We start from the raw sequence: 14201 nt of genomic DNA on the forward strand, positions 1-14201 counted from the left end.
CCTGGCGTTTGTCCGACCCTACTTCGCAATCCACCCCGATCCGGTCGACTCGGCAATCACGAGTGGTTGAAAGAAGCTTTTCGGCCGTCCTCAGTCATGCCAACCGACAGCGTCGAACGGAGCATTCGTCGTGATTCGGCCGACGATGCCCGCATGCGCGAAGTCCTTCGCCGTAGACACTGCTTCGAGGACACTCGCGCCTTTGGCAAGCTCAGCGGTAATGGCGGCCGCGAAGACGCATCCCGCACCGGATACTCGCTCGTTTCCGATCTTCGGCGCCCGAAAGAAGGTGATGTCCTGCCCGTCGTAGAGCACGTCCACAGCGTCGTCACCGGGCAGGCCGGTACCACCTTTGACGACGACATACCGAGGCCCTAGGTCGGCAATTCTCTTTGCCGCCTCGGCTAGGTCTTCGGCAGTCTCGACAGCATCCATCCCGGCGAGTGTTCGGGCTTCGAACAGGTTGGGAGTAACGACAGTGGCCAGCGGCAGTATGTCGGTACGCAGCGCGGTGTCCGTGTCCAGGGCAGCACCCGGTTCCTGACCCTTGCAGATCAGAACCGGATCTACGACGACGTGACGCCAAGGCTGTCTGCTGAGGGACTTCGCGACGGTGGCAACGGTCTCCGGTGTGCCCAGCATGCCGATCTTGACGACGTCGAGGTCGTGTGCGGCGGTTGCTGCTTCGATCTGATCGGCAATGACCGAGCCTGCAATCGGAACGAATCGGTGCCCCCAACCCGACGCGGGATCGAACGACACGATGCAGGTAATGGTCCCGACGCCGTAAACACCGAGCTTTTCGAAAGTTTTGAGATCGGCCTGCAGCCCGGCGCCACCCGTGGCCTCAGACCCTGCGATGACAAATGCGCGTGTCGACATGTATCTCTTTCTTTCGTGACCGAATTCTTCACCAGCGTATTTGCTGCCACCGGAGGAGATCAACGCTGGGCGGTGATCGCGGTGGTTGCCGCGACGATGCGTGTTCGAGCGGCCTCGATATCGATCGGGTCGCTGTCACTGCCGCTGTAGGCGCGGTTGAGGGCCGCCAACTGACGCAGAATCGTCTCTCGGATGTCGGAATGCACTGTGGTGGTCCCGATTCGCTGACCCAACTCCGCAGTTGCAATCACTGCAAGCGGATTACCGAGACTGTAGTGGCGCATGGCGTCGAAGACTTGGTCGATCAGATCCGTCGCTGTCGAGCGAGTCACGGTGGCTCGATAGTTCCCCGCGCCGTCGACGCGTCCTAGAAGGGGTGTTGGCCGCGTGCTGAGCGGAACCAGTCCAACGGCGAGTTCGGCTAGCGCGTTCCGGGCAGTGTAAGGATCGTTGGTGCTCGGCGACATTGCCCGCACCGCCATCTCCGTAAGCTGCTGTACCGCGAACTGGATGTCTTGATTCGGGGTTCGGGTGTCCCCCAGGTTCACTGCTGCCCTGACCGCATCTTCGGTATCCGAATCCGTGCCACGACTCATCACAGCGATAGGCTCGCCCGCGATCAGGTGGTCGCCCGGTCCGATCCGCAGTTCGATGACGCAATCACCGTTGCAGGCCGCTGAGAGCAATGCCTGTTCGTCGACGCCGACCACGAAACCCGAGGACTGCGCCAGCACGTTCACCGAAGGCTCGGGCAGAGAACGTGCGGCGACCGCGTCCTCGGGCAAGGCCTGCGGATACAACGAATCGACCACCGCAACCAACTCACCGCGAACCCGTGCGGAGAGTGTGGAGACCTGAATCGAATTCGCGATATGGTGAATGAAATACACCAATACCGCGACGTCGAGTACCGCCAGTAGGACTGCGACATTGACGGCGATATCGGGAACAAAGGAAACCCCGTCGTTCGATTCGGAACGGATCGAACGCAACACCATCAACGCGTATAGGAAAGTCGCTCCGAAAATTCCGAGTACGAACTGATTCCCTCTGTCGGACATGAAATTTCGCACGAGCCGCGGACCATAGGTTGAGCTTGCGGTCGCAAGTACCGAGATGGTGATGGAAAATGATGTCGCAGCCACCGCCAGCATCGAGCCACCGATGGCACCGAGGATGTCCCGGCTTCCGCTGGCTCCGACCCGGTAGAGCAGAAAACCCCAGGCTCCGAAATCTGTACCGTCGAGACGACGGTCGAGCGTGATCAGAAGTTGCGCCAGAACAATAGCCACGATACCGAGGAGCGTGGGAAGAAACCAGAACGATTCGCGTGCCCGGAGGAGCCGGACACGTAGAGCGCTCACCACGGACTCTCACCGGGAAAACTAGTTGTACTCATCCGCGACTCCTTCGATCCACGACACCTCTACTGGACTGGTCCACAGTATGTCGGCGCGCTTTCAGAGCAACTCACTGAATCGCTCGATGTCGCGGACCTTGCCCGAGACGATGATGGTGTCGCCCGCGGCGACGATCGTGTCAGCGGCAGCGTAGGTGAAACCCTCGCCCTGCCGTTTGATCGCCACCACTGTCACCTTGTGTTTGGTACGAACAGCACTGTCACCCAATTGAATTCCGATGACGAATTTCGGTGGCGAGGTCTTGGCCATGGCAAATTCGTCGTCGAACTCGATGTAGTCCATCATTCGTCCACGAACGAGGTGCGCTACCCGCTTGCCCATGTCGTGTTCGGGTCGAACCACGTGGTGGACACCGATCTGCGTCAAGATCTTTGCGTGCGCGTTGGTGGTGGCTTTGGCCCAGATGTTGGTGACCGACAAATTGATCAGGGCCGACGCGGTGAGCAGACTCGCTTCGAGTTTCGAACCGATGGCCACGACCGCGCGGTCGAACTCGTGCACCGAGAGCTGCCGGAGAGCCTGCTCGTCGGTGGTGTCGGCAACGGCTGCGTGAGTCAGGCGATCCGACATCCGCTGTACGAGTGTTTCGTCGGAGTCGATTCCGAGGACTTCGGTACCTTGCGACATGAGCTCGAGTGCAAGGGAATTGCCGAATCGACCGAGCCCGAGGACGACGACCACGTTGGAGGAAGGTTTCTTAACCAATGAACGGCCTTTCTTCGGGGAGAGTGTAGCGGCGCCCACGATCACGCGCTGCAAGTGCACTGACCAAGGTGATCGATCCGATACGGCCGACGTACATGAGCAGAATCAGGATCAACTGCCCCCAAGGCGGAAGCTGGCCGGTGATCCCGGTCGACAGTCCGACAGTCGCCGAAGCCGAGACGACCTCGAACAACAGCGCGTCGAGGCCGAAAGGTGTGCCTGCCAAGAGGACCACGGTCGGAACCACCACCAATGCGATACCGAACAATGCGACGGTCAAGGCCTGCCGCTGCACCCGTGTATTGATCTGTCGATCGAAGGCCGTCACTGTCCGATCTCCACGGATTTCGGCGATGATGACGAACAACAGCACTGCGAACGTCGTGACCTTGATTCCGCCGGCCGTGCCGCCGCTTCCGCCGCCGATGAACATCAGCACATCGGTGACAAGGAGAGTCGCCTGGTCGGCCTCTGCCCAGTCGATGCTGTTCAAGCCCGCAGATCTCGACATGATTCCTTGGAAACTGCCGACCAGTACTTTGTCAGCGACTCCGAAGGGCGCGAGGGTCCGAGACCATTCGAGTACCAGTACCAGCGCGGGTCCGACAATCAGAAGCACTCCGGTGACCGACAGTGTCAGTCGAGAATGCAGGGACCAACGACGCGGCAATTGTGACGGGCGGCGACGAATCTGCCGGATCACCTCGAAGAGCACCGGGAAGCCCAGTCCTCCCAGCACGACGGCGACTATCAGGGGTATACAAATCCAAGGGTCGGTGGCGAAGCCGATGATATTGCCCTCGAAGAGGACGAACCCAGCATTGTTGAACGACGATATCGAATGAAAAACGCCCAACCACACCGCACGAAGCGGTGGTTCGTCGTATCCCGACCAGAAACGTAGTCCGAGACATACGGCTATGACGGCTTCGATGACGAAGCTGGTGCGTACGACTCCGGTCACGACACTGCGGATGTCGGTCAGTCCCGTAGCGCGCAATTCCACGGCCGTGTTGAGCCGACTCCGCAGACCGATTCGATCGGCGAGAATCAACCCCACCAACGAGGCCATGGTCATGATGCCGAGCCCGCCCAGTTGGATCAGCGCCAGAATGATGCCTTGCCCGAAACCCGACCACTGCGTCGGTGTGTCCACTACGACGAGACCGGTAAGGCACATCGCCGACGTCGCGGTGAACAATGCCTGCAGTGGACTTGCGCCCGATCCTGGCTGACTGGCCCAAGGGATGCTGAGAAGACCCGTCCCGACCGCGATAGCAACCGCAAATCCCAGTGAAACGAAACGAACCGGAGTCAACTTCGCGGCGTCTACGAACCATCGACGCTTCTCAGGGGGGTCGTCGGCGGGGGGCGTCACGCACTAGAGCCTAACCACGCCGTCGGGACTCTCGACCGCAACGAGGGCCAACGATGTCCGTCGACCTTCACTTGCCCTGCCGAGAGTCACACCACGACAGCGCGCTGCGGCACTCCCGAATATTCGCTGAGCGGACGGATCAGTGCATTCGATGCGCCTTGTTCGATGATGTGGGCGGTCCACCCCGTGATCCGGCTCATCACGAAAATCGGTGTGAAGACGTCGATGTCGAAGCCCATCAGGTAGTAGGCAGGGCCAGTCGGGAAGTCGAGGTTGGGCTTGATTCCGGTTGCGTCGCCCATCGTCTTCTCGAGGACGTCGTACATGCGGACCCACTTCTCGCCACCGGTGACAGCAGCTACATCGCGGAACGCCGCATTCATCGTCGGGACGCGGGAGTCACCGTGCTTGTAGACACGGTGGCCGAATCCCATGACCTTGTCCTTCGCGGCGAGCTTGTTCTTCAGCCACGCTTCCGCGAGATCCGGGTCGTCGATCTCGAGCATGTCTCGCATGACAGCCTCGTTCGCGCCACCGTGCAACGGCCCCTTCAACGCTCCGATGGCAGCGGTCACGGCACTGTAGATGTCCGACAGTGTCGAGGTGACGACCCTGGCTGCGAACGTGGACGCGTTGAAGCTGTGTTCCGCGTACAGAATCAGCGAGACTTCGAACGCTTTCACTATCTCCGGCTCAGGAACCTTCCCGAAACACATGTTCAGAAAGTTCTCGGCGAATCCGAGATGTGAGTGCGGTGCAATCGGATCGAGGCCGTGGCGCCTGCGATGATCGGCAGCCACGATCGTCGGCAGTACCGCGGTCATCCGCAATGCCTTTTGAAGGTTGGCCAGCGGACTGCTGTCGTCCTCGGCTGGATCCTCGGCACCGAGGTAGCTGATCGCTGTGCGGACGACATCCATCGGATGGCAGTTGTCGGGCATCTTCGTCACCAGGGACAACAGAGACCGGTCCGCCCGGCGCAGCGCTCGTTCACGTTGGGTGAACGACTCGAGTTGCTGCACCGAGGGGATCTCTCCGTTCCACAACAGGTAAGCCACCTGTTCGAAACTGCAGTGCGCGGCCAGATCCTGAACGGCGTATCCGCGGTAGGTCAGCGAATTCGTCTCGGGCACAACCTTGGAGATCGCTGTGGTGTCGACGACGACACCGGCAAGACCCTTGTAGATCGCTGTGGGCAGGCCGGAGGCCGGTCGGGAATCAGGAATCGAATCGGTCATGATTGCGCTCCCAGGCTGAAGTTGAAGATACCGGTGTCGAACTCGTTGTACTTCTCGTATTCGAGCAGCTCGTACAGTCGCGACCGCGTCTGCATTTGGTCGAGCAAGGCTTCCTGAGTACCTTTCGCGTGGATCTCTCGCAGACCGGACTCGATCGCACCCATGGCAAGCCGCAGGATGGTGACCGGGTAGATCACGGCGTTGTAACCGATATCTTGCAACGTCTGCGCCGGAATCAGATTCGACTTCCCGAACTCGGTCATGTTCGCGAGCAGCGGCGTCTGCACGGCTGCCCGGAAGTTGGTGAAGTCTTCCTCGGTGTGCAGAGCCTCGGTGAAGATCAAGTCGGCACCGGCGTCGGCATATGCTTTCGCGCGCTCGATCGCGGCATCGATGCCATCGATTCCCGCGGCATCGGTCCGAGCACAGATTACAAAATTTGGGTCACGACGAGCGGCGACGGCTGCACGAAGTCGTCGCACCATCTCCTCGGTCGGGATGATCGACTTACCGTCGAGGTGCCCACATCTCTTCGGGTTGACCTGGTCTTCGAGGTGAAGACCGGCGACGCCTGCGTCCTCGGCCGCTAGGACCGTGCGTGCCGCGGACATCGGCTCACCGAATCCGGTGTCGGCGTCGATGAAGACCGGAAGATCGGTGACGCCGGCAATCTGCGCACTGTGCGAAACAACCTCTGTCAAGGTGGTGAGCCCGATATCCGGCAGACCGAGTCCGGCCGAGAACGCGCCGCCCGATATGTACACACCCTCGAAACCGATTTCTTGAATCAGTTTGGCGGTCAACGGGTTGATCGCGCCGGGGAGCCGGGTGATCTTGTCCGATATCAGGCTCGCCCGGAAAGCGACGCGTTTGTCGACCGCCGGTGTCGACGCTGCGATCAAGCCCGCCATCAGAAGATCCCCTTCGGGGTTTTCGGTGCTCGCGAGAGGACATCGTCGGTGACGGTGAAGGTCAGCTGGTCGAGTTCTCCGGCAGCGAGATTCGGTGTGTTTTCAACAGCAGCAAGAAAGCGGTCTTGCTCGGCCGGCTCGATGACTCCGTCGGCGAGAGTCCGGAACTTGGCGATGTACTGCTCGCGAGCAAACGGCCGCGCTCCCAACGGATGTGCGTCGGCGACGGCGAGTTCGTCGGTGATCACAGTGCCATCCTTCAAAGTGATCTCGGCACGCGCTCCGAAGGCCTTCTCATCGGGGTCGGTCGAGTGATAACGACGTGTCCACTCCGGGTCCTCGGCCGTGGAGATCTTGTTCCACAGTGCAATCGTGTCAGGTCGTTGCGCACGCTCGGGGGCGTACGAATACTCGTGGTGCCAATCTCCGTCCTCGAGCGCGACAGCGAAGATGTACATGACCGAGTGATCGAGAGTCTCGCGTGATGCCGTCGGATCGAACTTCTGCGGATCGTTCGATCCCGTGCCGATGACGTAGTGCGTGTGGTGGCTGGTGTGCAGGACGATCTTCTCGATCTGTTCGAAATCGGAGATCTTCTCGCGCATCCGGCGCGCGAGGTCGATCGGCGCCTGACTCTGGTACTCGGCGGAATGCTCTTTGGTGTAACTGTCGAGGATCGCGCGCTTGGACTCGCCAGGTCCGGGCAGTGACACATGGTATTCCGCGTCGGGCCCGCCGAGCAGCCAGGCGATGACGCCATCCTCGCCTTCCCAGATCGGCGACGGTGCACCTTCGCCGCGCAGGGCACGGTCGACTGCTTCGACTGCTACTTTGCCCGCGAGTGCTGGGGCATAGGCCTTCCAGCTCGAGATCTGCCCCTTGCGTGACTGGCGTGTAGCAGTGGTGGTGTGAAGTGCTTGGCCGATCGCCTGGTAGATGGTCTCGGTGTCGAGACCGAGCAGCGTTCCGATTCCGGCAGCCGCCGACGGCCCCAGATGGGCCACGTGGTCGATCTTGTGCTCGTGCAACGAGATTGCGCGTACCAGATCGATCTGAACTTCATAGCCGGTGGCGAGGCCGCGAATCAGATCGCGCCCGCTACGGCCCGCATGCTGCGCGACAGCGAGGATCGGCGGAATGTTGTCGCCAGGGTGAGAGTATTCGGCAGCGAGGAAGGTGTCGTGGAAGTCGAGTTCACGCACTGCCACGCCGTTGGCCCACGCTGCCCACTCCGGCGAGTACTTTCCATCGACACCGAACACCGTCGCACCGGGGCTGTATGGATGCGACATCGCCTGTGCGCGGGCGCTCGTCACCGGGCGTCGCACCAGTGAGGCGGCCGCGACGGAGGCGTTGTCGATGATGCGGTTGACGATCATCTCGGAGGTGGAGGCGGGGACCTCGACCGCATCGGTAGCTACCTCGGCGATCTTCCATGCGAGGTGACCGGACTGCGGAAAATCCTCGGCGGATCGATGGGTACGAACGAGATGAGTCTTCACAAAATCCTCCGTGCTGGTGGTGACTACGCTTGATTCGCAACCTTACGTACACGCTCGGAGCTGCAGAAGGTCTTGCAATTGCCTATTTTTGCGAGGCTTTTGTTGCAAATCAGCGAATCTTGCGAATGCGGTCCGAGTACAGTGTGCTCTCGTCGAGAGGAAGTGATCGAGGTGCGGAAAATTTACGCCGGCAGTCGTCTGCGTCGCCTGCGAGAGAGTCGAAATCTGACACAGTTGGCATTGGCGAAGACGCTCGAACTATCGCCGAGCTATCTCAATCAGCTCGAGAACGATCAGCGTCCGCTCACGGTCCAGGTACTGCTGAAGTTGAACACGATGTTCGACCTCGATCCAGCGTTCTTCGCTACCGACACCGATGCTCGACTGGTCGCGGACCTTCACGATGTTCTCACCGAGACCTCCGATCGCGGTGAAGTCTCGATGTCCGAAGTACACGAACTCGTCTCGCGTATGCCCGATATCGGCCGAACTCTTGTCGCGCTGCATCGGCGCCTGCATGCTGCGACAGACCAGGTGGAGCGATTGTCAGCGGGACTCGATGGCAGCGGGCCCGACATTGCTTTGGACAGCCGAGCACCGATGCCCTACGAGGAGGTCCGAGACTTCTTCTACGACCGCCGCAACCACATCCCGGAACTCGACTTAGCCGCAGAAGAGTTGTTCTTCCGTGCCCGATTGACCATCGGCGCACTGGATCTGCAACTCGCACAGCTTATTTACGAGGATCACGGCATTGCGGTTGCGATCCGCGACGACGATCCCGGCGCTCTCGGACCCAAACGAGTCTTCGACGAATCGACACGAACACTGACCCTTGCGCGACGGTTGACGGCGGGACAGCGCGCGTATCAGATAGCTACACAGTTGGCCTTCGTCTCGCATTCGTCGACGATCGCCGCAGTAGTGGATTCCGATACGGCGATGAGTACCCAGTCACGCGAATTGGCCCGCGTGGGCCTGGCCAACTACTTCGCCGGCGCATTACTGCTGCCGTACCGACAGTTTCTGGCGGCAGCGGAATCACTGCGCTACGACATCGAGATGCTGTCGTTGACGTTCGAGGTCGGTTTCGAAACCGTATGCCATCGGCTCTCCACCCTGCAACGGCCGGGCGCCAAAGGTGTCCCCTTCTTCTTCGTCCGCACCGACCGCGCCGGCAACATCTCGAAACGACAGTCCGCCACCGCATTTCACTTCTCACGCGTGGGCGGCAGCTGTCCGCTGTGGGTGGTACACGATGCTTTCGCCGCTTCGGGCCGCATTCTCACCCAGATCGCGACGATGCCCGATGACCGGTCCTACCTCTGGATAGCGCGCACGACCGACAGCGGTGGGCTCGGATACCGGTCACCACGAAAGAGTTTCGCCATCGGCCTCGGATGCGATATCGCCTACGCGAACGAACTCGTCTACGCCGACGGCCTCCCACTGGACTCCCCCAGCGCGTCGACCCCGATCGGTCCGGGATGCAAAGTGTGCGAACGCACCTCGTGCGCCCAACGCGCGTTCCCCCAGTTGGGACGCCCCCTGGTCGTCGACGACAACGTCGACACGGACCTGCCGTACCCGTACATCTCGCAGCCGTCTCACTATCGGAAGGGAGGCTGAGAGCCCGACCGCCTGCACACGCGGGTGATCGAGTACGAGGGGTGTACAGCCGTCTTCGGTCCGGAACTACCCGTCGGCGACATCGCCGACGGGTATCGCCTCATGGATTCCCACGAGGCCCTGAAAGTCCCTATCCACCGACGATATTGGAGAGTCTCCCCTTCGCCTGCCGATCCGAGATCACTCGGCACTGCCGGCCGCTGCGTATTCGTCGTCGGATACCGGGGTCAGCCACTGAACTGCATCGTGGTTGTCGTCACCCTCGTTGATTGCCAGATGCACCATCAGACGATCCGGCGACGCACCGTGCCAATGCTCTTCATCTGCCTCGAACAGCACCCGATCGCCTGGCCTGATCACTTCTACCGGGCCGCCGCGGCGTTGGCACAGTCCGACACCCTCGGTGACGAACACGGTCTGACCGAGCGAGTGCCGATGCCAATGTGTACGCGCGCCCGGCATGAAGTGCACCATATTAGCCGATACTCGCGACGGCGGTGGAGCAGCCGCGACCGCATCCATGTAGACATCACCGGTGAACCATTCCTGTGGGCCCTTGACCGTCTTGATCGAACTGCGAACGATTTTCATCGAGAATCTCCGTCCGTGAACTGTGAGTACATCGAGACCGACGCCGGGAACGGCACGTCGATCGGGTACACCCACCATGTAATCGCATATCGAAAGCCAGCGGGAGTCCTTCGTGATAGGTGGTTTCGCAGGGCACGGCCTACTTCGCGTCGATTCGCGGCTGGGTTGCGGAGTTCAATTCAGCGCTGAGGACGTTCGAGCTTGTCCGCGGGATGGTGAATATTGCTGCAACACATGCTATTGCGACGACAAAGCATCCGAGCGTGTACCAAAGGTTGCCGACCGGATCGCCATTGGCGGTGACACCGTCGACGGCGGCGAAGTAGTCCGGCAGCGCGCTCGCCCACAGTGCTGCCATAACGCCGAGGTAGACGAGGCTGTAGATACGGACGAAGCCGTTCGAATACGCCGGCTCGCGAGGTTGCCCAACCCGCAATGCGCGCCACTGGCGGATCAGGATGGGGATCGCCACGAGCGCCAAAATTACAAGCTCGGCCGCGTAAAGAATGCCCCGAACGGTATCGCTACCCATCCCGAAAACCGTCGCCGGAAGTGGCAGGACGAACGTGCCGACCGATGCCAGCAATCCGATTACCACGGTGCGCCAAACCAATTCAAGACCGGTGAAGCGTCGACCCTGATCGACGTGACGGCCCACGAAGAACTGCGCGCACAGCGCCAGCGACATCGGCCACAGCGCGGCGAACACCACGACACTCGGTATCGGGACGGCATCGAACATGGGCTGGTTGATCGGGTTCTCGGTCGACCATTCCCACCACCGCAACTGGGGGCCGAGGTGATCGAAGATCTCGTAGAACGCGTGGTGGACGAATCCGACACACACAGCACCGAGGATCACGCCATACTTTCGGAACACGCCGAGCATCCGGACGATTTCGAAAGCGAGCGTCGCCATCAGCGGATAGATGGCGACGATGTAGAGCGGAAGTCGTCCCCACATGAATTCGACGGTGAACAGGTTGTGCGCGAACATCGTGTCGACATGTTCCTCGATCCCAAACGCTGCCGGAAAATACAGCGGAGGCTCGATGATGAACAGGAAGGCCGTCGCACCGAACCACACCACCAGGTTGGTGGGATCACCGTGACGACGCAGTCGCACGAACGCGTAGACGAGCGCGAGCACCGACCCGAGCACGATCATCACCTCGAGCACCGGCAGAGTCCAGTTCTCCAACCCGAATGGACTGCGAAGCTCGAACAGTCCACCGGCTTCCCCGCAGGAGAATCCCAACGCCGTGGAGAGCTGATCGAAGGTAGGGGAACATGAACCTGCCATCAGTTGGCCCCCGATCCGACCGACTGAGCGGACGACGCTGCGCTGTACCAGCGTGTGCAGTCGTAACCCTCGTCGTAGCGTTTGAACCACTCGTCTGCGAGCGCCGGGAGCTTCTCGTGTTCAGGCTTGTGCCGGGGCATTTGACTCCGGGCGGCCCCTGCGAGGGCAGTGAGCTGTTCTTTGAGGGGCAGGCCGTCGAAAGCTCGCGGCATCGTCCCCTTGCTCAGGTAGGGAACGAAAAGGGTGAGCACTTTCTGCTTCGCGCGGTGGGAGGCGAACATCGACAACGAGTCGACCTGCCGATCCTTGAGCGGAACATGCTGGTTGAACCCAGCGCAGGCAATCCGAATCACCTTCATCACGTGGGCGAAGATCGACGGCGCCATCCGCACGCGATAGCCCTCATTGCCCACGAGGGCATCGAAGATGATGAGCGCAGAACTGCGGTGCTCGACTTCCTCTACGAAGTGCCACAGGAACAGTGACGCAACACGGTCGTCGCCCGGTGCGAACAAGGTGGCTTCGTTGTCGAGCATCAATTTGAACACCGGGGTGAACGTCGCCTCGAGGTCCGCGGTGTAGGCGAGTCGATAGTTCAACGAGGTCGCCTCGGTAAGTACGTCGTACTCACCGAGTACTGCATCGAGCGTGTTCTGCAGTCCGGGATACCGCCTGATCAGGGCCTTCACGTGCTGCCGATGAGCGGTCGAGTGATGACCTTCCTGACGCATGAACGCCATGGCCTCTTCCGCGACCACAGGGTCGGTCATCAACGGCTTGGACTGGATGATTGCTTTCACGATCATCTTTTCGAAACCGATTGCCAGGAACGACACCGCGTTCGACATGCTCGACCATGCCGGGTTCTCCGGGTTCCACACGAATGGGACGTCCGCGTCCTCGAATCCGAAATCCATCTTCCGGGGATGAAGGTCGGTCATGTACGACACCTCTCTGTTGCTGACGTAGTGCGACGAACATACATCACCGTGTCGCTACGTATGTTGAGGTTGGGGGAATCCCCCGAATCCAGGTTGGGCACGAGTAACGAGGTGCCACAGAGGCGCAGTCATTCGCGATACCCTCGGGAATCCGGCAACGAACGCTGACGACCCGACAGGCGAAACGAGGACACACCAAAAGTGGCACGCAGGCGCGGGTGGGGTGGGGCACCACCCGAGAGCGACGAAGACGCCGCGCGGCGGATCGTCGATACTGCCGTCGAACTCATCGGCAGCACGGAGGGTGAAGTCACCATCGCCGACGTCGCGGAGTCTCTCGGTGTCATCCGGCAAACTGTCTACCGCTACTTCCCCAGCGCCGATGCTCTCTTCCGGGCCGCTGCCATAGCCTCCGTCGGCGCCTTCCTCGATCGCCTCACCGAACATGTGCGCGGCATCGACGATCCGGCCGAGGCAGTCATCGAAGCCGTCATGTTCGCACTCGGCGACGTCCCCAGGACCCCCCACCTGGCCATCATGCTGTCGGGCGCGCACTCACACACCGAAGGCATCGCCTCGGACGAGGCCATGGCTTTCGGGATGACCATGATCAGACGCTTCGACGTCGATTGGGAACACCACGGTTACGACGAGCAGGCCCTCCGCGAACTCGTCGAACATCAACTTCGAACCATGCAGTCTTTCTTCATCTCCCCGGGAAACCCGCCCCGCAGTGAGGAAGACCTGCGGCGCTACCTACAGCGCTGGCTGGGGCCGGTCGTTTTGCTGATCGAACCCGCGTAGATACTCCGAGGTGACGGGGTCTCCAGGAAAGAACGACTCGATGGCGAGCTCGGACAAAGTGATGTCCAATGCGGTTCCGAAGGTGGCGATGATCGCCAGAAACGACAGATCGGTATCTCCGACACGAAGTTTCAGCGGCACGTACACGGCACCCGGGTCGGTGACCATGTGATCGCTATCCGATTCGCCCCCTGGGTAAGTGAGAAGTTCGTCGTGCAGCGCGAGCATCTCGGCGTCGGCTCGGGCATGGGCACTACGCAGCAGCGCAGCTAGTACCGCAGCGCGCCACTGGCCGAGATTGGTGATGTGCGGCGCCATGCCGTCGGGATGCAGGGTAAGCCGCAGCGCGTTGAGCGGTTGATCGGCAAGCAGGGCCGGTGACACGACCTGAGTGAGGACAGCGACCGCGGCATTCGCGTCGACGATGTTCCAGGTTCGATCCACTGCCACCGCGGGATAGGGCGAGTGTGCTGCGAGAACCTCACGCACTGCGATGCGAGCCGGCTCCATCTGCGTTGAGGCCAAGTCGTTCTCGGGATACACCGGCGCGAATCCAGCGGCGAGCAGAAGCCGGTTGCGCTCACGCAGAGGCACATCGAGGTGCACACACATCCGCAGCACCATCTCACGGCTGGGTTGAGATCGGCCGGTTTCGACGAAGCTCAGATGTCGGGTCGACACCTCGGCCTTACTCGACAGTTCGAGCTGACTCACTCGTCGATGAGATCGCCACTGCCGCAACAGAGCGCCGAACGTGACCGGAGCAGTAGTGGTCGTCATCGGACCAGTCTGACAACGGATCGACGTAATCACCATGACCTCGTAGGTAATCGACTCCGCTCATTGCGGGAGGCACGGTTGTCGTCATGGTCGTCGGACCGGCCGTCGACCCGACA

At 60.9% G+C, this 14201-nt stretch carries 13 protein-coding genes; 2 read left to right on the plus strand and 11 right to left on the minus strand.

The annotated features are described in order from the left end of the window. Positions 1 to 90: 90 nt before the first annotated feature. The 7 genes from thiD to prpD all read right to left on the minus strand — a co-directional run bounded on the left by thiD (position 91) and on the right by prpD (position 8037). Complete coding sequence (gene thiD, locus E5720_RS04735) at positions 91 to 882, minus strand: bifunctional hydroxymethylpyrimidine kinase/phosphomethylpyrimidine kinase (protein ID WP_136169676.1); 792 nt, start codon at positions 880 to 882, stop codon at positions 91 to 93. Positions 883 to 941: 59 nt separating this feature from the next. Then, entirely contained in the window at positions 942 to 2246 is a 1305-nt protein-coding gene (locus E5720_RS04740) for a DUF2254 domain-containing protein (protein ID WP_136169677.1), read from the minus strand. 96 nt (positions 2247 to 2342) lie between these two features. Beyond that, positions 2343 to 3008 (minus strand): TrkA family potassium uptake protein, encoded by a 666-nt coding sequence (locus tag E5720_RS04745; protein WP_247596167.1) that lies wholly within the window; start codon positions 3006 to 3008, stop codon positions 2343 to 2345. Then, positions 3001 to 4386, minus strand: coding sequence for a potassium transporter TrkG (locus tag E5720_RS04750; RefSeq protein ID WP_136169678.1), 1386 nt, complete (start codon positions 4384 to 4386; stop codon positions 3001 to 3003). Before E5720_RS04750 ends, E5720_RS04745 begins: the two co-directional genes overlap by 8 nt. Before the next feature lie 86 nt (positions 4387 to 4472). Further along, positions 4473 to 5624, minus strand: a complete 1152-nt coding sequence (locus tag E5720_RS04755) for a bifunctional 2-methylcitrate synthase/citrate synthase (protein WP_136169679.1) — start codon at positions 5622 to 5624, stop codon at positions 4473 to 4475. Next, positions 5621 to 6535: a methylisocitrate lyase gene (gene prpB / locus E5720_RS04760; RefSeq protein ID WP_136169680.1), complete on the minus strand. Its 915-nt coding sequence runs from the start codon at positions 6533 to 6535 to the stop codon at positions 5621 to 5623. The genes E5720_RS04755 and prpB overlap by 4 nt, the downstream gene beginning before the upstream one ends. Continuing rightward, positions 6535 to 8037, minus strand: coding sequence for a 2-methylcitrate dehydratase PrpD (prpD, locus tag E5720_RS04765; protein WP_136169681.1), 1503 nt, complete (start codon positions 8035 to 8037; stop codon positions 6535 to 6537). The genes prpB and prpD overlap by 1 nt, the downstream gene beginning before the upstream one ends. 171 nt (positions 8038 to 8208) lie before the next feature. On the opposite strand from prpD, the gene E5720_RS04770 reads away from it, so the two are divergent. Continuing rightward, a complete protein-coding gene (locus E5720_RS04770) occupies positions 8209 to 9666 on the plus strand; it encodes a short-chain fatty acyl-CoA regulator family protein (protein ID WP_136169682.1) in 1458 nt (485 codons plus the stop codon). Between the two features lie 180 nt (positions 9667 to 9846). On the opposite strand, the gene E5720_RS04775 is transcribed toward E5720_RS04770, so the two are convergent. The 3 genes from E5720_RS04775 to E5720_RS04785 form a co-directional block, all read right to left on the minus strand. After that, on the minus strand, positions 9847 to 10257 hold the full coding sequence (locus tag E5720_RS04775; RefSeq protein WP_136169683.1) for a cupin domain-containing protein: 411 nt from the start codon (positions 10255 to 10257) through the stop codon (positions 9847 to 9849). A gap of 139 nt (positions 10258 to 10396) precedes the next feature. Next, positions 10397 to 11560 carry a hypothetical protein gene (locus E5720_RS04780; protein WP_136169684.1) on the minus strand — a complete coding sequence of 388 codons (1164 nt, stop codon included), beginning with the start codon at positions 11558 to 11560 and terminating at the stop codon, positions 10397 to 10399. Beyond that, on the minus strand, positions 11560 to 12501 hold the full coding sequence (locus E5720_RS04785) for a metal-dependent hydrolase (protein ID WP_136169685.1): 942 nt from the start codon (positions 12499 to 12501) through the stop codon (positions 11560 to 11562). The genes E5720_RS04780 and E5720_RS04785 overlap by 1 nt, the downstream gene beginning before the upstream one ends. A 201-nt stretch (positions 12502 to 12702) precedes the next feature. On the opposite strand from E5720_RS04785, the gene E5720_RS04790 reads away from it, so the two are divergent. Continuing rightward, positions 12703 to 13305 carry a TetR/AcrR family transcriptional regulator gene (locus tag E5720_RS04790; protein ID WP_136169686.1) on the plus strand — a complete coding sequence of 201 codons (603 nt, stop codon included), beginning with the start codon at positions 12703 to 12705 and terminating at the stop codon, positions 13303 to 13305. Here the strand turns inward: E5720_RS04790 and E5720_RS04795 are convergent. After that, on the minus strand, positions 13258 to 14085 hold the full coding sequence (locus E5720_RS04795; RefSeq protein WP_136169687.1) for a helix-turn-helix transcriptional regulator: 828 nt from the start codon (positions 14083 to 14085) through the stop codon (positions 13258 to 13260). The two genes, E5720_RS04790 and E5720_RS04795, sit on opposite strands and share 48 nt — an antisense overlap. Positions 14086 to 14201: the final 116 nt, after the last annotated feature.

The organism is Rhodococcus sp. PAMC28707 (assembly GCF_004795915.1).
In the GTDB taxonomy this organism is placed as follows: Bacteria; Actinomycetota; Actinomycetes; order Mycobacteriales; family Mycobacteriaceae; genus Rhodococcoides.

What these genes read in the sequence shown, in the direction of transcription:
- E5720_RS04795 (WP_136169687.1), bottom strand. Translation starts at nt 14,085, where the DNA reads ATGACGACCACTACTGCTCCGGTCACGTTCGGCGCTCTGTTGCGGCAG.
- E5720_RS04755 (WP_136169679.1), bottom strand. Translation starts at nt 5,624, where the DNA reads ATGACCGATTCGATTCCTGATTCCCGACCGGCCTCCGGCCTGCCCACA.
- E5720_RS04785 (WP_136169685.1), bottom strand. Translation starts at nt 12,501, where the DNA reads ATGACCGACCTTCATCCCCGGAAGATGGATTTCGGATTCGAGGACGCG.
- E5720_RS04780 (WP_136169684.1), bottom strand. Translation starts at nt 11,560, where the DNA reads ATGGCAGGTTCATGTTCCCCTACCTTCGATCAGCTCTCCACGGCGTTG.
- E5720_RS04775 (WP_136169683.1), bottom strand. Translation starts at nt 10,257, where the DNA reads ATGAAAATCGTTCGCAGTTCGATCAAGACGGTCAAGGGCCCACAGGAA.
- thiD (WP_136169676.1), bottom strand. Translation starts at nt 882, where the DNA reads ATGTCGACACGCGCATTTGTCATCGCAGGGTCTGAGGCCACGGGTGGC.
- prpB (WP_136169680.1), bottom strand. Translation starts at nt 6,535, where the DNA reads ATGGCGGGCTTGATCGCAGCGTCGACACCGGCGGTCGACAAACGCGTC.